The organism is Clostridium sp. UBA1652 (genome assembly GCF_002320975.1).
Taxonomy (GTDB): domain Bacteria; phylum Bacillota; class Clostridia; order Clostridiales; family Clostridiaceae; genus Clostridium_T; species Clostridium_T intestinale.
This window is the reverse complement of record NZ_DCLI01000090.1, coordinates 51,577-71,244: the sequence shown is the minus strand read 5'-3', so window position 1 is coordinate 71,244 and position 19,668 is coordinate 51,577. Positions and strand designations below refer to the sequence as shown.

Here is a 19,668-nt window from a genome sequence, read left to right as displayed (position 1 = left end):
AGTCAAGGAGAAATAAATGAAAATGTTAGAAGTAAGAAACTTATATAAAAGCTATGGGCAAGGTGAGTCAAAGATAGAAGCTTTAAAGAATATAAATTTAACAATAAATAAGGGTGAATTTATAACAATTGTAGGGCCTAGTGGTTCAGGGAAAAGCACTCTATTACATATTATGGGGGCTTTAGATGAACCTACAGAAGGGAAAGTATTTTTGAATGGACAAGATATATATGAGTTTAAGGAAAAAGACTTGGCTGTATTAAGAAGAAGAAAGATAGGATTCATATTTCAATCTTATAATCTAATTCCAGTATTAACAGCAGAGGAAAACATAGTTACCCCTTTACTACTGGATGGGAAAAAAATTGATAAAGAATATATACAGGAGTTAATGAGTATTTTAGGCATTGAGAATAGAAAAAATCATCTTCCTTCACAGTTATCTGGAGGACAGCAACAAAGAGTATCTATTGGAAGAGCTTTAGCTAATAAGCCATCAATAATATTAGCAGATGAACCTACAGGAAACCTAGACTCTAAAAATAGCAGAGAAATTATTGAACTTTTAAGATATTCAGCTAAAAAATATAACCAAACTCTTATTGTTATAACTCATGATTTAAATTTAGCAACCTTATCAGACAGAGTAATAAGTATAGAAGATGGAGTAATAAAGCCCTATGAAAGAATATAGTGATATAACTTTAAAATATATCAAAAATAATAAAAAAAGAACCATACTAGTAATAATGGGTATAGTACTTTCTGTGATGCTATTCTCTAGTATAATGAGCGTGTTTTTAAGTTATAAAGATGCAAAAATAAACTCATTAAAAACTTCTAATGGAGATTATGAGGTAGTCTATAAAAATTTACATAAAGCTCAAGTAGATAGACTCATATATAATTCTGAAGTTAGTAGCTTTGGGGTTAGTAAATATTTAGGACAATATGAAATAATAAATGATGATAAAAAGGTTTTAATAAATATCAGCGAATATGATGAGAATTCCTTTAAAGATATATTTCATACACAGTTTAATATAAAGCAAGGAAGATTACCTATTAGTAAAAAAGAAATTGTATTACAGAGCAGAGTTTTATACTTGCTAGGGAATAAAAAAATTGATGACTATGTAACAATAGAAGATAGAAATACCTATGAAAAAAAAGAGTATAAAATTGTTGGTGTCTATGATGATTTATTTTACTCTATAGTCTCAGGAGTAACATTTATAGATAAAGATATTTTAGAAAGTGAAGAGTCTTATGATGTGTTAATTAATTTAAAAGAGCGAAAAGATAAAGTTAAAATAGCACACAAATTAGCTGAAGATTTAGACATAGATTCTGAATCTATTAGTGTTAATCAAGAATTAATGGGCATGAAGTCAGATAAGTGGTATTTATATCTAAAAGTAGAATTTATATCTATGTTATTATTATTTATTATAATAACTATATGCAGTTTTACCCTAATATACAATACTTTTAATATATCAATTATGGAAAGAATGAGTCAGTTAGGGATATTAAGAGCAATAGGAGCTTCTCCTAAACAAATAAGAAAAATAATATTTAAAGAAGGATTTTATATAGGCCTTATAGCTATTCCAATAGGTTTAATATTAGGGTATTTTGGCTTAGAGGTTATACTTAAACTTATTGGAGGAAGTGAATTAATTCATATAAATTTTTATCCGAAGATAATTTTAATTTCAAGTATTTTATCAGCACTAACTATATTTATAGCTATATATTTTCCAGCCTTAAGAGCTGGTAGGCTTTCACCTATTAAAACGATAAAAGAGGATAAGGAATTTAAGTTTAATAAAATCAATAGAGAGTTAGGAAGCGTGAGTATTTGGGGATTTGAAGGGGAGTTAGCATATAAAAATATTAAAAGAATGCCTAAGAGATTCTGGATTACAGTTTCTTCATTAATCATATCAATAATATTATTTATAACTTATGGGACATATTCAAGAGGCTCATATATAAATGAAAGAAATATTCCTATTGAAGGAGAAGCTATATTTAGTAAAGATTCAGGAAACTTCACTGAAACTGAGTATAAAGAAATTGAAAGCTTAAACGGAATTGATAAGTTATATAAAATAGCCCCTAATCCTTGTGCTATCATATTTCCAAAGGAATATAAAACTGATAATTCTTTAATCCTTAGTGAAAATAGTAAGTATGTGGATGGAATTGGATCTACTATGTCTTTTTATAATGAATATGAACTAGAATTAGCAAAAAAATATTTATTAGAAGGGGATCTTAATAAAGAAGATCTAGATAACATGGGAGTAATATTAGTTAAAAATGACTATTCAACCTATAAAGTAGGGGATAAACTGGTAATACCTAAGATAAAGGATTATCAATATATGGAGAGAAACAGAAAAGAAAAGTCTGGAGAAGCTATTGATGATGAAGAATTATATAGTATTAAAAAAGCAATAGATAATAAAGAATTTTATACTTTTAATATAGTAGCAATAATAAATGAAGATTTTTTGATGAAGGGATATACTTATGATAGTGGAATAGGATTAGTGTTTAGTGAAAAAGTTTATAAAAAGATAAATGGTAATTTAGATAGTAATAAACTTCTTATAAAATATGAAGATGATTCTGTAAGAGAAAATTTGTACCATTTTCTTAATGAAAAAGCTTCTGAAATAGGAGGAAAGTATACTGATTACAGCAAGCAGATACAAGAGTTGAAATTTGAAAAACTAAGAGAAGAAGTATTTATATATACAGTAATTATTTTAATAACTTTTATAGGAGCAATGAATATTACAAATTCCATAGGAACAAGTGTTGTTTTAAGATACAGGGAATTTGCTACTTTAAGAGCTATAGGCATGACAATGGTACAATTAAGGAAAATGATTTTAATAGAGGGTGCAATTTATGCAATTGTGTCGTCTTTTATAGGTGGAATATTAGGTGGTAGCTTAGGGTTTTTATTAAATTTCTCTGAATCTAAAAGCATTGATAAGTTTCCGTATGAAGTTTTCGTAGTAGCCATAATAGGAACTTTAATGATAACTTTGACCGCATCAATAATTCCATTAAGTAAGATTAAAAACAATAATATTATAGATAGTATGCGAGAAAATTAGTTTTTGAGAGGTAGAGATATGATAAAAATACTTATAGTTGAAGATGATTTAGCACTTTTAAAGGGTTTTCAATATACTTTGAAGAAAGAAGGCTTTGAAGTTTTAATAGCTAAGAATTTAAAAGAAGCTAGAAACTTAATTAAAGATGATATTAACTTAATACTTTTAGATGTAACTTTACCAGATGGGAATGGATTTGATTTTTGTAGTGAAATAAGGGGAGCTTGGAATACTCCAATCATTTTTGTAACTGCCTGTGACGAAGAAGTGAATATAGTATTGGGATTAGATTTAGGCGGAGATGATTATATAACAAAGCCTGTAAGAGTAAATGAATTAATTTCTAGAATAAATGCTGTAATAAGAAGACATTTTAAAATCTCACCAATAAATAATATGCCTACTAAAAAGATTATAAGTAATGATATAATAGTTGAACCTTTAAGGTTCAAGGTGTTTTTAAGAAATGAAGAGATATTTTTAACATCCTTAGAATATAAAATATTACTTCTTTTTATTGAGAATAAAGGAAATGTTCTCTCTAGAGAGATTTTATTAGATAGACTATGGGATTCTGAAGGAAATTTTGTAGATGGAAATACATTGAATGTATATGTAAAAAGGATCAGAGAAAAAATTGAGGACAATATAAAAGAACCTAAGTACATTGAGACCGTTAGAGGAATAGGCTATAGATGGAGAGCAGAGGTAAGAGGTAATGATTAGTATATATAAAAACAAAGAAGTTAAAGCTCTTACATATAAAATTATTGTAGTACACTTGGCATTAATTCTGGCTATATTAGTTATTTTTAAGATTAATGTAGAAGGTCTAAATAAAGAATATATACGAACTAATAAAGTAGTAGCTTCAAGATTGATTGGAATAGTCCCATCAGCTAAGAATGAAATTATGGAAATATACTCAAAAGGAATAAATGGTGAGGATATAGAAGCTTCAGAAAATATTTTAAGTGAATATGGATATAAGGAAGATTTAGAAGTATATAAAAATCCAGTTATAAATAGCTTTAATAAAAAGATTTTAATAGAGATATCGTTATTAATTTCAATATTCTCTCTATTGATTTACATAGTAATCATAAAAAATCAGAAGATTATTTATAATAAGATAAAAGAGTTTTCAAAAGCAGCTGAGGATGTTGTAGAGAATAGATTCAACAATGTTTTTTTAGATAACGAAGAAGGTGACTTAAGTATATTAGGAAATCAATTTAATAATATGAGTGAAAGATTAGAAGAAATTTTAAATAAATTGAAAGAAGATAAATTGTATCTAAAGAATGTTATTTCAGATATATCTCATCAGCTTAAAACACCACTTGCAGCATTAATATTATTTAATGGAATTATGGAGAATGATGAAGATATGAACTTAGAAGAGAGGCGAGATCTTTTACAAAGTTCAAGAGAACAGCTAGATAGAATGGATTGGTTATCTAAAAATCTAATTAAGTTAGCTAGGTTGGAAGCAGGTGCAGTAATATTTAAAAAAGAAAGAACATCACTTAAAGATACCCTTAGAAAATCAATAGCGCCTTTGATGGACTTTATGAGAAGTAAAGAGCAGGAATTTATATTAGAGTGTGATGAAATTATTTTTGCTCATGATGGAAAATGGACTTCAGAAGCATTTATAAATATTATAAAAAATGCTATAGAGCATACCGATACTAAAGGTAAGATAGAAGTGGTGGCTGAAGAAACAGCACTTACAGTACAAATATGCATAAAAGATGATGGTGAAGGTATCAGTAAAAATGATATAGGAAAAATATTTAATAGATTTTATAAAGGAGAGAGTTCTACTAATCCAACTAGTGTAGGAATAGGACTAGCCTTGAGTAAAAGTATAATTGAGGAACAAAGTGGAAGTATAAGTGTAAAAAGTAAACAGGGATATGGTACAGAGTTTACGATTATATTTTTAAAAACCATTATATAGGTTGGTAATTTAATTAATAAAATAAGAGTCCCTATACTGTAAAATTTCGGCTACAGTATAGGGATATTTTTGTTTTACAAACTCAAGTTAATTAGTTAAAGGAATTTTATGAAACTGTAGAGGAGTAGAGAAATAGAGAAGTAAAGAAGGAGAACTTTAGAGAAGGAAAGAAGTAGAGGAGTAGAGATGTACACCTATGCCCTGTAGAAGCGTTCCCCAGCTTCATCAAATCATTTAGTTGAAGAAAATAAAAAGTAATTTAATGAGACTTTACAAGAAGTCTCTACAGGTTAGAAGAGCACAACTATTCGGTAGACGCGCTTCCCAGCGTCAATCTAATCCTTTTAGTTGAATAAAAAGGAAATCTAATTCAGTAAGCTTAGTTAGGGGGGATGGAGAGATTAAAGTATCTAATAATGCTTACGAAGAAAGAAATAATATTACTTTTGATGATGTGAATAGCCATGCTGAAATGGACATAAGTAAGACTTTTAACCTAAAATAAATGATAAATAATCGATAAATTTACATTAAATATTAAATAATGACAAAATAATACTTAATATTCCAAAATATCCTTCGTAATTTATTGTAATTGTGAGAAATTGTGGTATACTTAAATAGTGAAATTCTTTAAAAACTTAAAAAAGGCAAACTTATTGAAAAGTAAGGACGCAAAGCTATGGGTCTAACGGGTTATCCTATGATTGCCAGGTTGCTAAGTTAATGCATGTCAAAGATAGCATTTCTTAGTGTTATCTTTTTTTTGATTTTTAAATTCAAGGTTTATGAAAATTTGGAATGTTAAGTAAATGTCATTGTATTAAAATATATAATTAAAATAAATTGGCTATGGGAGGAAATAACTTGAAAAATTCAAAAAAGTCTATGATTTTACTTTGGATAAGTAGTACATTTGCAATCATTTTAATTCAAGCTGTTTTTAATTATCTTAGAGGAATGGCTATGCTTAAGGATTTAGGATATTTTAATGCAGAGTCGGGAAGTGGATTAAGAAACATTACTGTTAGTTCTTTGTTATTGAGTATTTTAGTAGCAATTATTTTTTATGTTTGTTTTATGATTATCTCAAATAAGAAAAATAATAAATCGATTAATAAAGAAAATGAAGAAGAAAAATTAGAAGAGCAAAAGATAAGCGATATTTCTAAAGCAAAAAATAATGATGAAGCTTTAGAGATTTGTAGGGAATTAAATAGTAGTACAGAAGAAGTTAGTGTTTCAATTAGTGAATTATCAAATTTCACAGAAAGCCAAGCAGTAAGTATTGAACAGTTATCGGCTTCTATGGAAGAGATGTCAAGTGGAATAGAACAGACAGCAGAAAATATTCAGCAGGCCTCAGATTTTGTGTCAACCATACATGCAACAATAAGTGTATTGACTGACTCTATAGCTGAGGTTGCAGAAGCAGCAGAAGTTCTTACTAAGGAATCAGGTAATGCAAGAGTTGCTGTTAGTGATGGTAATGAAATAATTACTAATGCAATTAGTGAAATGAATAATGTTTCAACTAGGATAAAAGATTTGGCTGATTCTATAGTTGTATTAGGTAAATCAGCTGAGGAAATAGGAAAAATAATCGAAGTTATAAAAAATATAGCTAATCAAACTAACATGTTATCATTAAATGCAAGTATTGAGGCTGCTAGAGCTGGAGAATATGGTAGAGGTTTTGCAGTTGTTGCAAGATCTATAAAGGAATTATCAGATAGAAGTAAGGATGCAACAACAAGTATTGCTGATATAATTAGAAAAATACAATTAGATATTAAAGAAGCAGTGGACAAGTCAAATAAAGGACTTGAGGAGCTAGAAACTGGAATGTCTCTAGTTAAAGCTAGTGGAGATTCTATTAGTAAAATCTTATCTGTAGTAGATAAAACTAACCAATATGCGGTTTCAGTAACAGAAAGCACAAGGCTTCAAGATGAATCTCGTAGAGAAGTTATGGAGTCTGTAGATGAATTAACTAGTGTGGTTCAAGAAATATCTGCTACAACAATGGAGGAATCTGCAAGCATACAACAGATAGCATCAGGGGTTGAAGAAGTTAAAGGATGCATAGAAGAATTAGCTGCAGGAACAGAGGAAATCACTACAGTTACATCAGCTATATCTGGAAGATGGAAAGAGCTTATGGTACTGTTAGATGAAAAATAATTAATACATAAAAAAAGGTAATTGAAAGGGTTAGATTATGGCATATGATATTTTAGATGAATTATTTGAGAAAATTAGTGAGGTAACAAGTTTAAAGGATGTTGCGTACCATCAAATCAAAGAAGGAAAACTTAATCCTATTCATAAGACAAGTACTGATACTTTAAGTATTGATAAATGGAAAAGTGGTCATTATGGAAATCCCGTATATATAAAAGATACTTTTATATTACAGGAAATTGTAAGAACTAAAGATTATGTTGCTATTTCAGACACAAAAAATGATACTAGATCTTCAGAAGCTTTCTTTTTCTTTGGATTAGATAGCAATTTAATTATACCTGTAATCAAAAATGATGAAGTTGAAGGAATAGTATGTACAGTATCTATTAATGAAGTTCATAATTTTACTCAAGAAGAAATAGATGAGTGTGTAAAATTAGTAAATGACTACAAGGATAAGCTATAAGTTAGGAGAATTTGAGATGAGAATAAGTAATTCAATATTGAAGTGTTTAAAAGCAGCTGATGTTAAGCATGTTTTTGGTATTCCTGCGGGAACAGTAAGTCCAATTTACGATGCAATGAATGATGAAGACATAGTGCCTATAGTAACAAAAAATGAAGCAGGCGCAGCATATGCAGCTGCTAGATATGCAAATATATCAGGAAAGTTAGGGGTTTGCATAGTAGCGGGAGCAGTAGGAGTTAATAATATGATCAATGGGATTGCAGATGCAGCAAGAGCAAAAGCACCAGTTCTTATTATTTCAGGCTATGTTAACCGCTGGCAAATAGGTAAAGGAGCACTGCAAGAACTTGATACAGAGAACATATTAAAACCTATTACAAAATATAGTGAAACTATTCTTGATGAAAATAAGGTTATAGAGGGTCTTAAGAAAGCTATAACTATTGCACTTACGCCGCCACATGGACCTGTGCATATTTCTATACCATTAGATATTCAGCTTATGCAGTTTGAAGAAGATATAAACTGGGACTTTTCGAATCCAAGTGATAAGATTATCGAAGCTAATCTTAATGATATTAAGGAAGCTACGGACATAATAAATAATTCTAAACATGGAGTAATAATGGTAGGTAAAGGATGTAGAAGGCTTGGAGATGAAGTAGTTGAATTAAGTAAACATCTTAATTGGCCAATTATAACTACACCAGAAGGAAAAGGGGTTATACCTTCTACCTATAAATTGAATTATGGTAATTTTGGATATTCAAGTACTGATGCAGCATTAAATCTAGCTTATTCAGAAGATGTTGACTGTTTACTAATTCTTGGAACAAGCCTTGGTGAATCAGCAACATGTAACTTTAATACTAAACTTATAGAAGGTAAAAAAGTAATTCACGTTGATTGGGATAAGAAAGAACTTGGTAAGGTTTTTGATGAAGATTTAAAAATTCATGGAGATCTAAGACAAGTAGTACCTGAGTTAATTAGAAATACACAAAAATCCGCTGAAAAGCCTGAGATTAGACCAGAACTTAATGGTGATTATGTAAAAAATCATACAGGTGTTTCTTTAAGATTATTTTTAGATAGAATCACAGAATTTGTTCCTAAAAATACCCTTTATCTATCTGATTTAGGAGAGCATATGAACTTTGTGTTCAAATATTTAAACATACCTGAAGAAGGAAATTTTGAAGTGAATCTTAACTATGCTGCTATGGGGTCAGCAATAGGTGGAGCAGTTGGAGCATATTTAGTAGAAGAAAACAGACCTGTGGCTGTATTTTCAGGCGATGGTTCATTCTTTATGAATGGAACAGAAATTTTAACTGCTAAAGAAAATAATATGCCGATTATATATTTTATAATCAACAACTCAATGCTTGCTTATGTTGATCATGGTCATAAGTTTTTATATGGTAGAAGTTTAGAAGTATTTAAACAAGAGAGAGTTTCAATAGCTGATATGATGAATGCAGTTGGAGTAAAATCAATGAGAATTGAGAGTATTGAGGACATAATAAAGATTGATGATTTTACTAAAGATTTAAATGGGCCTTGTGTTATTGAGATAATAACAGATGGAACTGAACCAGCTCCAATTATGGATAGACTTAAATCATTAAAGAATTAAAATATATTAAAATATATTTTATATAAATAATTTGCTAATTAAAAGGAGAGAGTTAAATGAATAATATCGAATTAAACAAAGAGAAAAGTGTAATCTATGTAGTTTGCAAAGGAATGATTGCTAGAGCAGAAGCTTTAGAAATACTTCAAAAGTTAAAAGATACTTTTGGAAGTGTAAACACAGCATCATACAATTTAATAATCGATTCAAAAGAAGTAAAAACTACTCCTGCAGATGCTGTTGATGTATTACAATCAGTAATGGAAATATACACAGTAACTAAATTTAAGAATAAATTCTTTGTAGTTCCAGAGAGTGCTATAACTAACATGCAAAATAAGAGAGCTGATTCAAATGATTTCATGGGACAAGTTATACTTGTAAAATCTTATGAAGATGCTATAGCTAAGATTTAATAAAATAATACATAAAAAAGAGAACCAGAATTTTGGTTCTCTTTTTTCATATATATCTAATTAGAATTTATAGTATAGTGCCATAGTTGAAAAACCAACACCAGATCCTACAAATATTACGCTAGAGCCTTCTTTAACTTTTCCTTTATTTAAAGCATCTTTAATTGAGAAAATAACGCAGCTTGTACCAGTATAACCTATATTTCTTGAAACAAAGTTATAGTGCTCATCTATATTTTCTATATCTAATGCCTTTAATGTATCAGTTATTAGAGGTTCAGTAAACTGTGGAAGAGCAAAAAAATCTATATCAAATTGTGTTTTTTGATGCTCAGAAAGTAAATCTTTTATCATGTCTGACCATATGCTTGGATAATTAGCAGACTCTACAGGATAAGAGAACCATTTTAACTCTTCTTTATCAGTAACATCAGTTCTTAAATATCTTGAGAATCCATTAATTGGGCTTTGAGATGTTGCATGTTGATCTGAATCTGTATAAGAAACAGAGTCAATAACTCCTCTTTGGTAAGATTCTTCAACAGCTTCTAATACCACTGCGGAAGCTGAATCTCCAAAGGTTGCATATGTAAGGAAATCATCTTTTCTAGCTATTGAACTTATTAGAACACTTCCTACTATTAATGCTTTTTTAAATCTTTTATTAGTTTTCATAGTCCTGCTTACTTGATCTAAACCAAGAGTCATACCTAAACAGTTTGCGTTAATATCATATACTAACTTAGCATTTTTTGCACCAATAGCATTTACTAATTTAATTGCATTAGTAGGAGTTGTAAATTCAGGACTATCTGTAGAGAAAACAACCATATCTAATTCTTCTGGATTAGTATTTGATTCTTTAAGAGCAATTAAAGCTGCTTCTGTACTCATAGTTATAACTGTTTCATCTAAATCTGTGGAGATATGTCTGTAATCTCTACCTATAGATTCTAAAGCGCCTGTAATGTCTATTCCTTTTAATTCTTTAAAGTGATTAATATAATATTCATTATCTACTTTATTATCAGGAAGATAAGTTCCTACTCCTATTATATTTACATTAAGAAATTTTTGATTATTTTCCATTATGCGACACCTCACGTTTATTATTATATTTTTCTTTTAGTAAGTTTTTATAACAATGATTTATCAGGGGTAACAAGGATTTTTACATGGTTCTTTTTATCAGGACCACATAGCGTTTCGAATCCTTCTTCAACTATGTCATCAAGGTGAATTTTTTTAGTTATCCATCCTTCAGTTTTTATATTTCCATTATTCATATGAGCTATTGTAGTTGGATAATTATTTCTATAGCCCATTGTACCTACAATTTTTTTCTCAAAAAATACTAAGAAGTTTGGATTGAATTTTATTTCACTTTCCCAAAGACTTGTAATAACAAGTGTTCCATCGGATTTAATGCTATTAAAAGCAGTTGTAAAGCCTATTTCAGAACCTGTTGTTTCGAAAGCAGCATCTACTCCTACTCCCCCAGTAATCTCCATTATCTTGGAAACAACATCAACTTCATTTGGATCAAGAATTATATCTGCTCCAGCACGTTTTGCATATTCTTGTCTTACTGATTTTCTTTGAAAACAAATTACAAGACTTGCTCCAGCAGCCTTTAAGCATTCTATAGTTCCAAGACCAATAGGACCAGCTCCAAGAACTAAGGCAGTTTGTCCTATTTTGAAGTTTGCTCTATCTATTGAGTGCATTCCAACAGTTACTGGCTCAGCTAAGGCTGCTCTTTCATAAGATAATTCATCAGGAATTTTATGTACAAATCTTTCAGGTAGTACACTATATTCAGAAAATCCTCCTATAGTACCACACTGTCCATGGCATCCTAAGCTTGTACATAAGTTATACTTACCTTCAAGACATGATGGACATTTGCCACAAACTATCATAGGTTCAGCAACAACTCTATCACCAATTTTAAGTTTAGATACATTACTGCCTACTTCAACAATTTCACCAGAAAACTCATGCCCAAGAACTACAGGAGCAGTTTTTCCGCTAAGTGGATGAGGGTGTTCTGTAGGAATTAAAATAGGACCTGCTACATATTCATGTAAATCTGATCCACAAATTCCACACCATTTTACTTTGATTTTTACTGAATCATTAGGGACACTTGGTTCGTCGATTTCCTCAATTCGCATATCTTTCTTATTGTACCAAAAAGCTGCTTTCATAATAAAATCCTCCTAAAGATGAAATATATGTAATTTTAACTACAATTATATCATAAAAAAAGGAAAAATAGTATTAGAATTATGGTAAAAATTTGATTGAATTTAATAAATAATTTAACTAATTCAGTATGGGAAGTATTGAGAATACAAAAAGAACTAAATTATTACAAATTTCTAAGTTTAAGGATTAAATATAATTTTAAGACTTGGAAAAGGAAAGATGGAAGTATATAGAGAATTTATGTAGATGATCTACGATTATTGCTAATTTTTATACGTTTATTACATTGTGAACATTAATAGTAGATAACGTGCTAATATTAATTTATATATACATAGTTTTATAAATGAAAATTAAGAGGGAGAGAATCAATGCGGAAACTTAAAATACATAAAAAAGATTTTATAATATATACAATTATAAATATTGTTGCACTATTAGTAGCCATGATTGATTTAACTGTTAATGGAGATAGTAGAGTGCTATCATTTTTTCCTATAATTACACTCGGGATTTTTATCTTCCTTATTGTGAGATTTATAAGAATTGCTATAGGAAATATTAATGTAAGTGAGAATGAGGAATGGTTCTATAATTTATATAATAGAGGATGTGTCATTTTTCTTATAGGTATGTGTTTATTTAAAATATTTAAATAGTTAGGGGAAAATGAGGTTCAGGGGGAGGCAAATCGTTGGATGAAAAGAAAATATATGCTTCTTGTAAGTTCTATTATTATTGCTATGATATTGAATGATATTTTTATGGCAATGGAGTTGGTTTGGTTCATTCAACTGAGTCCATTTATATTTATTTTATTAATATATCTATTAATGTCTCTTAAGATAAAGAGATAAATTGTGTATAAGGAGTAAATTTATGAAGGTCTCTAAATATAAAAATCCACTTATATATTCAGTAGTAGTAAGTGTGACTATATTCATTATCAATATATATTTGATAATTATCAATGAAACTGTTATGGTACCGTTAAATTTAGTTTTAGTATCTCTTTTTAATAGCAATCTTATTAATAGAAATACAGAAATTACAAAGAGAGAAAAGAAAATTATATTATCGATAACAGTTATAAATATTTTATCTGTATTTATATGTATGGCTATATATTAATAAGCACTAGATAATTTATATAATGAATAAAGATAAGTAAGATATTATCAACTAAAAATAAAAAAACTTGAAGAGGTGGACATGATTTTTGATTTCTTTATACAAATAATTATTTCAACAATAATAACTATATTGATAATTTTTAATTACAAGAAATTTAACTTTATGACTATACATAGAAAAATGGCTTGGATATTAGTTATACTATTATTTCTAGTAAATATCTGCTTAAATGTTCTTTATAAAGAGAATAAGCAAATAGTTTTATTAGGAATTTATTCTATAGTACAACCTATAATATATATACTATTTATATATTTAATTTTGAGTTTAAAAAAGAAGAATGGGCGGTAAGGTAGTATTGTTTAGAAATTATAATATTATAAGGAAAGATATGATTTTTGCTATTATAGCATATAGTTTATGTGCTATTTATTCAATTTTTATAAGTAAGGAGAGTGACTATAATCATTTAAAAAACGGACTAATTATACTTCTTCTGTTTTACTCCCAGCTAATATTTATTACTGTAAATTCAGCGTACATTCATAAAAAGAAAACTATATATTCTAAAAAGATATTTTTCTATAAAAATTCGGAATTATGTTTGAGATTTATAATATTCTTAATTACAAACTTAAATTTAAGTAGGTTTGGGTTAAGTATGACTTTAGGTAATAGGCTAGCTGTAATTGCAATTGGAATAGTATTAAGCGGGATTATATTTTTATATCAATATAATGTAAGAAATAAGAGAAGTGTTCCTCTTGCAGAAAGAAATATAGATAAGAAAAAGCTAGAAGGGATTAGTTTATTAGGAATGATTTTGTATACATATTCTATATATATAGGTAGATATGCTGAGTTAGATACTTTAGCATTGAAACTGATAGCTTTCTATATTGCTATAATGGTAATTTTTAAAAAGCTAAAAGAGTTTTATGTAGATTTAAGAAAAAAAAGATTGCTTTTTATTATGGTAAGCTTAGGTGTTGGATTTCTTATAAATTTTATTGGTGCATTAGTTTTTATTTATGTAGGAGAAGAAAACATTGTTGATTTTTATAGTATAAAAGATATCATGATTATAGTAGGAATAATCTGTGCATTACCTCTATTAAAAGTTTATAATAATGTAAATTAAATACCTGAAAACCTTTTAAAAATAAATTGCTGTGATATAATGTTAATATTATATAGTTTAAAAGGATGGGAAATAGATGGAAAAGGATAAGAAAAACAATAATGAAGAAAAGAAACAAAGCACTCAACTACCTGCATTATTTTATCTTTCTTTAGGAGTTATTTTATATTTTTCAGGTAAGATGAAAAATGGTGGAACTATAACTGTTGAATCTGGAATAGGGATTTTACTTTTAGCTATAGGTGCAGTAAAGGTTGTACTTTATTTTATAAAAAAGAAAAAAGCTCCAAAGGTTGAAGAAGTTAAAGAGCCTGTTATAGAGAACAAAAATAAGAAAAAAAGTAAAAAGAAAAATAAGTAAGATTAAATAGGTAGATAAATATTAATAATTTATCTACCTTGTTTTTATTTACATAAAGTGAAAGAATTTGTATTTGTATTTTCTACAAATTTATTTATACTTATTCTAGGGGATAATTTTTATGGGGAGAAAAGAAATGAATACAATTATATATTATTTTACTGGAACAGGTAATTCTCTCTATATAGCTAGAGAAACAGCTTGCTATTTGGGTGATTGCGAAATAGTTCCTATAGCTAAGCTAATAAATGAAGATTACATAGAATGTAATTATGATAAAGTAGGTATAATTTTTCCAATGTATTATGGAGGTTTACCTAAAATTGTTGTGGAGTTTATGGAGAAATTAAAAATTAAAGAAAGTACATATGTATTTGCTATTAGCACTAAAGGTGGTACAGAAGGTGTACCTATGAAGCAAATTGATTCTATATTGAAAAAACAAAATAATAAACTAAGTTTTAGCCACTACGTTACTATGCCGGATAATTATATTAAAATATATAAGGTTAAAAATGATGAATATATTAAAAATCTAATTGAAAAAGAAAAAAGAATTTTATTAAGAGAGTTAAATTTAGTTAAGGATAATAAAATAAAGCCTATAAAAAAAGGCTTATATTATTATACTATTTCACCTCTTTATAAAAGTTTTATCAGAAACGTAAATTTTAAAGATCAAAAACTTATTATAGATGAAAAGTGTATAAGATGTGGGTTATGTCAAAAAATATGTCCTGTTGATAATATATATCTAGTGAATGGATTTCCAAGCTGGAAACATCAATGCCAACAATGTATGGCATGTATACAAGCCTGTCCTAAAAAGTCTATAAATATAGGTAAAAAGACGGTTAATAGAAAAAGATACATAAATCCCTATGTTCATGTTAATGATATAATTAATCAAAAATAATAATTTAATGTTATAAAATTTATGTTAAATTAGTTAAGTATTTAGTAGTATTTTAATCTTATAAAAGATAATAATAATATTGTGTTCAATCACAAATATTATTTTCTTGGAGGGATTTATAATGAAAAACGCAAGACAAAATGTTGAATGTTCAATAGACGATTTACAAAAGGTTAAACAACATTTGGATCAGGCTCTACAAAGTGTAGAAAAACAAGAAAACAAAGCTAGAATCCAACAAACTTGTGATGCAGTACAAAGTGCTTTAACAAAAGCTCAAGATACAATAAATAACTATGTAGAATCATAAAAATTATAAGGAGCAGCCTTTTATAATGGGCAGCTCCTTATTTTAATTATTAAGAAAACTAAAAATATAAAAATAAGGAAATATTTCTAAATGAGTATTAAAATAAATGTTATAATAAAATAAAAGGGGTGTTTTTATGGAAATTATAAAAAAAGATGGAAGAATAGAAAGTTTTAATGAAAAGAAATTATCTACTAGCATTGAAAATTCAGCAAGAGATAATGAAATATATTTAAATAAATCAGATTTAAATTTTCTTGTAGGATATATTGAAAATATGATTAAAGATCTCAGGAAAGATAATTCTAAGACTTCATCTTATGAGATAAAAGGATTAGTTATTGAGGCTTTAATAGTTAATGGGTTTAAAAATATTTTAGATAAATATTTAGGGTTAAATAATTAGGTAAGAATTTATTCTTGCCTTACTTTTATAATGAGGTGATTTTTTTGAATAAAGTAAGTATAAGAAAAACAATGGTAGAGAAGAGAGATTCACTTGATTCGGATTTAAGAAATAAATTTAGTGAAAAAATAACAAATAAAATTTTAAGTAATATTTTTTATAAAGAAGCTAAAAGTATTTTTTGTTTTATTGGATTTGGAAGTGAAGTTAATACTATTGGAATAATAGAGGGTGCACTAAGAGATGGGAAACAGGTATATGTTCCAAGAGTTAGAAATAAGGAAATGAAGGTTATAAGAATAGATTCATTGGACAACTTAAAACCTGGAGTTTTTGGAATACTTGAGCCTGAAGATGGAGAAGAGCTTAATGAAGATTGTGATCTTATACTTATGCCAGGAGTAGCTTTTACTAAGGAGGGAAAAAGATTAGGTTATGGAGGAGGCTATTATGATAAATATTTAGCACAATATAATAGTAATACTTTAAAAATAGCAATTGCCTACTCCATACAAGTGATAGATTTCATTCCTACTGAAAGTTATGATAAAACTGTAGATTATATAGTCACTGAGGACTTTACATATAAGTGTCACGAATAAGGTAAATCTGGAGATAAACCGAGATGTAAGGAATACATGTAGTTAAATATTTGAGTATATAAAACATAGTTAAGTACCAAGTATATGTTAGGTAATAGAGAATCTTTATAGTTTACATAAAAGCATTTATTACAGGAATCTAAATAAGAAGAATTTTCAGATATAACTATAACAAATGGTTTTTTATCTTGAGTTTTTATGATATCTAAAAATTGTTGATTATAATCTATATCAGGATTACTTACTGATTTAAATAAGAATATTAATGTATTGTCATTTATAAAAGGTTTTATACTTTGATTGATATCAGAAGGAGACCAGCTTAATGAGTATACTGTTCCGTTTGTTAATTTCAAGGTATTTAATGCACAGTAATTACTCATTCCTTTTAGTTCAGAAGTCCCTACATAAAGAACTCTACTTGGATTTCTTCTAACTATGTTTAGTGTATCACTCCAAATTGTATTAAGTATATATTTTGAATTAACCAAAGTTTCTTCTAAATATAGTTTTTGGTTTTCTAAATTATTAATATTAAATAGTAAGATTGAGGATAAAATCATGCAGGTGTAAGAAGAAGTCATAGCGAATCCTTTATCATTTGATTCTTCTGGCAGTGTGAGTATATAAAAGTTTGATTTATCTGAGTATTCCTTTGAGAATATACCTTCATTATTACTTGTTACAAGTATAAAATGAGAATTTTGTAATAGCTTTGTGCATGTATTTAACGCATCTAGAGTTTCTTTAGTATTTCCTGATCTAGAATATAAGATTACTAGTATATTTGATAAATCTTTTAAATAAGTATATGGATTATTTAGAATCTCAGATGCTGGAATAGAGTTTACAGGAATTTTAAACTCTTCTGATAAATAAGGCATAAGGGTATCTCCTACATAGGCTGATGCACCTGAACCAATTAATAATATTCTGGATATAGTATTATCTAATAAAGGTTTTAGAAAATTATTAATTTCATCCTTTTTGCTTTTGATAGAATAATATATTTTTTGCCATAACCTAGGCTGTTGTTTTATTTCTTCCAATGTGTAGCAACTGTTGTTAGGAAGAATTTTCATTGAATATCAACTCCTTAAAATGTGATGGAAAGAGATAGAAAACCTTTTCTTTTTAATATATTATTAAGTATGATGAAAAAGGTTACTATATTTAAAAATAATTATTTATTTAAAAATCATTGCAATTTTATATGGTAGAAGTATAATAAAAGTAATGAAAAATACAAAATGGTCTTTTATCAAGAATGGTGGAGGGACTGGCCCTATGAAACCTAGCAACAGCTAACACTCATTATGTTGGAATTGTGCTAAATCCTGCAGGTATATCCTGATAGATAAGAGGAAGAATAATTTTGCATATGTATATTAATGTGCTTTATTAGCTATTTCTGCTTATCTTATAGTAGAAGTAGTTTTTTTTATTTCTCTGTAAGTGAGCTGTTTAATAGTTTAGCTTTAGCTGTTTTTATATTTGGTAAAAGGCCACTTTTAAATAATAAGGGGGCTTTTTTTATGGCAAAAATTGCATTAATGGGTTATGGAGTAGTAGGAAGTGGACTAATTGAACTAATAGATAATAACAAAAGCAAGATAGACAATTTAGAAGTGTCTTCGATACTTGTACGATGTTTAAGCAAACATGAGGGTAAAAAGTATAGTGAATATTTGACTGATAATGTTGAGGAGTTTTTTAGTAAAGAAAGCGATATTGTAGTTGAGGTTATGGGTTCATTACATCCAGCCTATGAATATGTGAAAAGGGCACTACAAGCTAAAAAACATGTGGTAACTGCAAATAAAGACCTTATAGCAGAATATGGTGGAGAACTATTATCTTTAGCTAAGGAGAGTGGAGTGACTCTAAAGTTTGAAGCGTCTGTAGGTGGAGGAATTCCTATTTTAAAACCACTAATTGAATCTTTAGAAGGAAATAGCATAAAGAGCATAAGAGGAATATTAAATGGTACTACTAACTATATTTTAACTAAAATGTACAATGAAAATGTTGATTACGAAGAGGCTTTAAAAGAAGCTCAGGCTTTAGGGTTTGCTGAAGCTAATCCTGATTCAGACGTCTTAGGATATGATGCTGCAAGAAAGCTTGCCATATTATCAACTATAGCCTATAAGAATAGAATATCATGGAAGAATATAAACATAGAGGGTATAAATAATTTAGAAAGACAAGATTTTATATATGCAAAGGAACTTGGGTATAGAATAAAGTTAATAGCAGAAAGTATAATGGAGGGGGATCAGGTGTATGCATCTGTAAGACCAGCCTTAGTTAAAGAAGGAAGTATACTTTCTACTATTAATAATGAAGTTAATGGAGTTGTGTTCCATGGAGATGCAGTGGGAGAGGTTAGCTTTACTGGAAAAGGAGCTGGAATGCTTCCAACAGGTTCAGCTGTTTTTGGAGATGTTTTAGATATAATTAGAGGAAGAAAAGAAACTTCTGAGAATTATCTTAATGAAATATTAGTAAATAGATATATAGATAGTGAGGTAGGAGTTTTAATAAGGATAAAAACAAAGGAAAAGAAAAATGTTATTAAAAAGTTAAGATTAGAATTCCCAGATTTACAATTAGTAGGGGAAAAGAGAGATGAGCTGGCATTATATATAAATGCTTTAGGTGAAAATAAAATACAGGATGCTTTAGAGAGACTAAAACTTGCTGGGAATATAATTTCTTTTAAAAAGTTACTTAGAGCAGTTTAAATAAAAAAAAGAGGCCTAGGCCTCTT

The 19,668-nt window shown here is 28.2% G+C and carries 21 protein-coding genes and 2 riboswitches; of the genes, 18 read left to right on the top strand and 3 right to left on the bottom strand.

What is annotated here, in order from left to right; translation table 11 throughout:
- Positions 1–16 precede the first annotated feature (16 nt).
- The 8 genes from B3N22_RS19780 to B3N22_RS19745 all read left to right on the top strand — a co-directional run bounded on the left by B3N22_RS19780 (position 17) and on the right by B3N22_RS19745 (position 9,814).
- Complete coding sequence (locus B3N22_RS19780) at positions 17–694, top strand: ABC transporter ATP-binding protein (RefSeq protein ID WP_286909812.1); 678 nt, start codon at positions 17–19, stop codon at positions 692–694.
- Positions 681–3,137 carry an ABC transporter permease gene (locus B3N22_RS19775; protein WP_286909810.1) on the top strand — a complete coding sequence of 819 codons (2,457 nt, stop codon included), beginning with the start codon at positions 681–683 and terminating at the stop codon, positions 3,135–3,137. Before B3N22_RS19780 ends, B3N22_RS19775 begins: the two co-directional genes overlap by 14 nt.
- 18 nt (positions 3,138–3,155) lie before the next feature.
- Positions 3,156–3,863 (top strand): response regulator transcription factor, encoded by a 708-nt coding sequence (locus B3N22_RS19770; protein ID WP_286909808.1) that lies wholly within the window; start codon positions 3,156–3,158, stop codon positions 3,861–3,863.
- Entirely contained in the window at positions 3,856–5,103 is a 1,248-nt protein-coding gene (locus tag B3N22_RS19765; RefSeq protein WP_286909806.1) for a sensor histidine kinase, read from the top strand. Before B3N22_RS19770 ends, B3N22_RS19765 begins: the two co-directional genes overlap by 8 nt.
- Positions 5,104–5,742: 639 nt before the next feature.
- Positions 5,743–5,826: riboswitch (cyclic di-GMP riboswitch) on the top strand.
- A gap of 144 nt (positions 5,827–5,970) precedes the next feature.
- Positions 5,971–7,287 (top strand): methyl-accepting chemotaxis protein, encoded by a 1,317-nt coding sequence (locus tag B3N22_RS19760; protein WP_286909804.1) that lies wholly within the window; start codon positions 5,971–5,973, stop codon positions 7,285–7,287.
- Positions 7,288–7,324: 37 nt separating this feature from the next.
- On the top strand, positions 7,325–7,756 hold the full coding sequence (locus B3N22_RS19755; protein ID WP_181601572.1) for a GAF domain-containing protein: 432 nt from the start codon (positions 7,325–7,327) through the stop codon (positions 7,754–7,756).
- 16 nt (positions 7,757–7,772) lie between these two features.
- The gene (locus tag B3N22_RS19750) at positions 7,773–9,398 is read left to right on the top strand and encodes a thiamine pyrophosphate-binding protein (protein WP_286909801.1); all 1,626 of its coding nucleotides are present in this window, start codon (positions 7,773–7,775) and stop codon (positions 9,396–9,398) included.
- A gap of 56 nt (positions 9,399–9,454) precedes the next feature.
- Positions 9,455–9,814: a hypothetical protein gene (locus tag B3N22_RS19745; RefSeq protein ID WP_238903361.1), complete on the top strand. Its 360-nt coding sequence runs from the start codon at positions 9,455–9,457 to the stop codon at positions 9,812–9,814.
- 60 nt (positions 9,815–9,874) lie between these two features.
- Here the strand turns inward: B3N22_RS19745 and B3N22_RS19740 are convergent, their stop codons facing one another.
- Positions 9,875–10,903, bottom strand: coding sequence for a 3-oxoacyl-[acyl-carrier-protein] synthase III C-terminal domain-containing protein (locus B3N22_RS19740; protein ID WP_286909798.1), 1,029 nt, complete (start codon positions 10,901–10,903; stop codon positions 9,875–9,877).
- Positions 10,904–10,950: 47 nt separating this feature from the next.
- Complete coding sequence (locus B3N22_RS19735) at positions 10,951–12,024, bottom strand: 2,3-butanediol dehydrogenase (RefSeq protein WP_286909796.1); 1,074 nt, start codon at positions 12,022–12,024, stop codon at positions 10,951–10,953.
- Positions 12,025–12,396: 372 nt separating this feature from the next.
- Here B3N22_RS19735 and B3N22_RS19730 point away from each other — a divergent pair, with 372 nt between their 5' ends.
- The 9 genes from B3N22_RS19730 (at position 12,397) to B3N22_RS19690 (ending at position 16,895) form a co-directional block, all read left to right on the top strand.
- Positions 12,397–12,684: a hypothetical protein gene (locus B3N22_RS19730; protein ID WP_286909794.1), complete on the top strand. Its 288-nt coding sequence runs from the start codon at positions 12,397–12,399 to the stop codon at positions 12,682–12,684.
- Between the two features lie 39 nt (positions 12,685–12,723).
- Entirely contained in the window at positions 12,724–12,882 is a 159-nt protein-coding gene (locus B3N22_RS19725) for a hypothetical protein (RefSeq protein WP_286909792.1), read from the top strand.
- A 22-nt stretch (positions 12,883–12,904) separates the two neighbouring features.
- Complete coding sequence (locus tag B3N22_RS19720) at positions 12,905–13,156, top strand: hypothetical protein (protein WP_286909789.1); 252 nt, start codon at positions 12,905–12,907, stop codon at positions 13,154–13,156.
- A gap of 664 nt (positions 13,157–13,820) precedes the next feature.
- Complete coding sequence (locus tag B3N22_RS19715) at positions 13,821–14,300, top strand: hypothetical protein (RefSeq protein ID WP_286909788.1); 480 nt, start codon at positions 13,821–13,823, stop codon at positions 14,298–14,300.
- Between the two features lie 76 nt (positions 14,301–14,376).
- Positions 14,377–14,661, top strand: coding sequence for a hypothetical protein (locus B3N22_RS19710; RefSeq protein ID WP_286909785.1), 285 nt, complete (start codon positions 14,377–14,379; stop codon positions 14,659–14,661).
- 121 nt (positions 14,662–14,782) lie between these two features.
- On the top strand, positions 14,783–15,577 hold the full coding sequence (locus tag B3N22_RS19705; protein ID WP_286909783.1) for an EFR1 family ferrodoxin: 795 nt from the start codon (positions 14,783–14,785) through the stop codon (positions 15,575–15,577).
- Between the two features lie 121 nt (positions 15,578–15,698).
- Positions 15,699–15,887, top strand: coding sequence for a hypothetical protein (locus tag B3N22_RS19700; RefSeq protein ID WP_286909780.1), 189 nt, complete (start codon positions 15,699–15,701; stop codon positions 15,885–15,887).
- Positions 15,888–16,023: 136 nt separating this feature from the next.
- Positions 16,024–16,293, top strand: a complete 270-nt coding sequence (locus B3N22_RS19695; RefSeq protein ID WP_021800282.1) for an ATP cone domain-containing protein — start codon at positions 16,024–16,026, stop codon at positions 16,291–16,293.
- A 44-nt stretch (positions 16,294–16,337) separates the two neighbouring features.
- Positions 16,338–16,895 (top strand): 5-formyltetrahydrofolate cyclo-ligase, encoded by a 558-nt coding sequence (locus B3N22_RS19690; protein ID WP_286909777.1) that lies wholly within the window; start codon positions 16,338–16,340, stop codon positions 16,893–16,895.
- On the opposite strand, the gene B3N22_RS19685 is transcribed toward B3N22_RS19690, so the two are convergent.
- Positions 16,886–17,977: an SIS domain-containing protein gene (locus B3N22_RS19685; RefSeq protein WP_286909775.1), complete on the bottom strand. Its 1,092-nt coding sequence runs from the start codon at positions 17,975–17,977 to the stop codon at positions 16,886–16,888. The genes B3N22_RS19690 and B3N22_RS19685 overlap by 10 nt on opposite strands.
- Before the next feature lie 173 nt (positions 17,978–18,150).
- Positions 18,151–18,259, top strand: a riboswitch (SAM riboswitch).
- Between the two features lie 171 nt (positions 18,260–18,430).
- On the opposite strand from B3N22_RS19685, the gene B3N22_RS19680 reads away from it, so the two are divergent.
- On the top strand, positions 18,431–19,642 hold the full coding sequence (locus B3N22_RS19680) for a homoserine dehydrogenase (protein ID WP_286909773.1): 1,212 nt from the start codon (positions 18,431–18,433) through the stop codon (positions 19,640–19,642).
- Positions 19,643–19,668 lie beyond the last annotated feature (26 nt).

What these genes read in the sequence shown, in the direction of transcription:
- B3N22_RS19780 (WP_286909812.1), top strand. Translation starts at nt 17, where the DNA reads ATGAAAATGTTAGAAGTAAGAAACTTATATAAAAGCTATGGGCAAGGT.
- B3N22_RS19775 (WP_286909810.1), top strand. Translation starts at nt 681, where the DNA reads ATGAAAGAATATAGTGATATAACTTTAAAATATATCAAAAATAATAAA.
- B3N22_RS19770 (WP_286909808.1), top strand. Translation starts at nt 3,156, where the DNA reads ATGATAAAAATACTTATAGTTGAAGATGATTTAGCACTTTTAAAGGGT.
- B3N22_RS19765 (WP_286909806.1), top strand. Translation starts at nt 3,856, where the DNA reads ATGATTAGTATATATAAAAACAAAGAAGTTAAAGCTCTTACATATAAA.
- B3N22_RS19755 (WP_181601572.1), top strand. Translation starts at nt 7,325, where the DNA reads ATGGCATATGATATTTTAGATGAATTATTTGAGAAAATTAGTGAGGTA.
- B3N22_RS19750 (WP_286909801.1), top strand. Translation starts at nt 7,773, where the DNA reads ATGAGAATAAGTAATTCAATATTGAAGTGTTTAAAAGCAGCTGATGTT.
- B3N22_RS19745 (WP_238903361.1), top strand. Translation starts at nt 9,455, where the DNA reads ATGAATAATATCGAATTAAACAAAGAGAAAAGTGTAATCTATGTAGTT.
- B3N22_RS19740 (WP_286909798.1), bottom strand. Translation starts at nt 10,903, where the DNA reads ATGGAAAATAATCAAAAATTTCTTAATGTAAATATAATAGGAGTAGGA.
- B3N22_RS19735 (WP_286909796.1), bottom strand. Translation starts at nt 12,024, where the DNA reads ATGAAAGCAGCTTTTTGGTACAATAAGAAAGATATGCGAATTGAGGAA.
- B3N22_RS19730 (WP_286909794.1), top strand. Translation starts at nt 12,397, where the DNA reads ATGCGGAAACTTAAAATACATAAAAAAGATTTTATAATATATACAATT.
- B3N22_RS19725 (WP_286909792.1), top strand. Translation starts at nt 12,724, where the DNA reads ATGAAAAGAAAATATATGCTTCTTGTAAGTTCTATTATTATTGCTATG.
- B3N22_RS19720 (WP_286909789.1), top strand. Translation starts at nt 12,905, where the DNA reads ATGAAGGTCTCTAAATATAAAAATCCACTTATATATTCAGTAGTAGTA.
- B3N22_RS19715 (WP_286909788.1), top strand. Translation starts at nt 13,821, where the DNA reads ATGACTTTAGGTAATAGGCTAGCTGTAATTGCAATTGGAATAGTATTA.
- B3N22_RS19710 (WP_286909785.1), top strand. Translation starts at nt 14,377, where the DNA reads ATGGAAAAGGATAAGAAAAACAATAATGAAGAAAAGAAACAAAGCACT.
- B3N22_RS19705 (WP_286909783.1), top strand. Translation starts at nt 14,783, where the DNA reads ATGGGGAGAAAAGAAATGAATACAATTATATATTATTTTACTGGAACA.
- B3N22_RS19700 (WP_286909780.1), top strand. Translation starts at nt 15,699, where the DNA reads ATGAAAAACGCAAGACAAAATGTTGAATGTTCAATAGACGATTTACAA.
- B3N22_RS19695 (WP_021800282.1), top strand. Translation starts at nt 16,024, where the DNA reads ATGGAAATTATAAAAAAAGATGGAAGAATAGAAAGTTTTAATGAAAAG.
- B3N22_RS19685 (WP_286909775.1), bottom strand. Translation starts at nt 17,977, where the DNA reads ATGAAAATTCTTCCTAACAACAGTTGCTACACATTGGAAGAAATAAAA.
- B3N22_RS19680 (WP_286909773.1), top strand. Translation starts at nt 18,431, where the DNA reads ATGGCAAAAATTGCATTAATGGGTTATGGAGTAGTAGGAAGTGGACTA.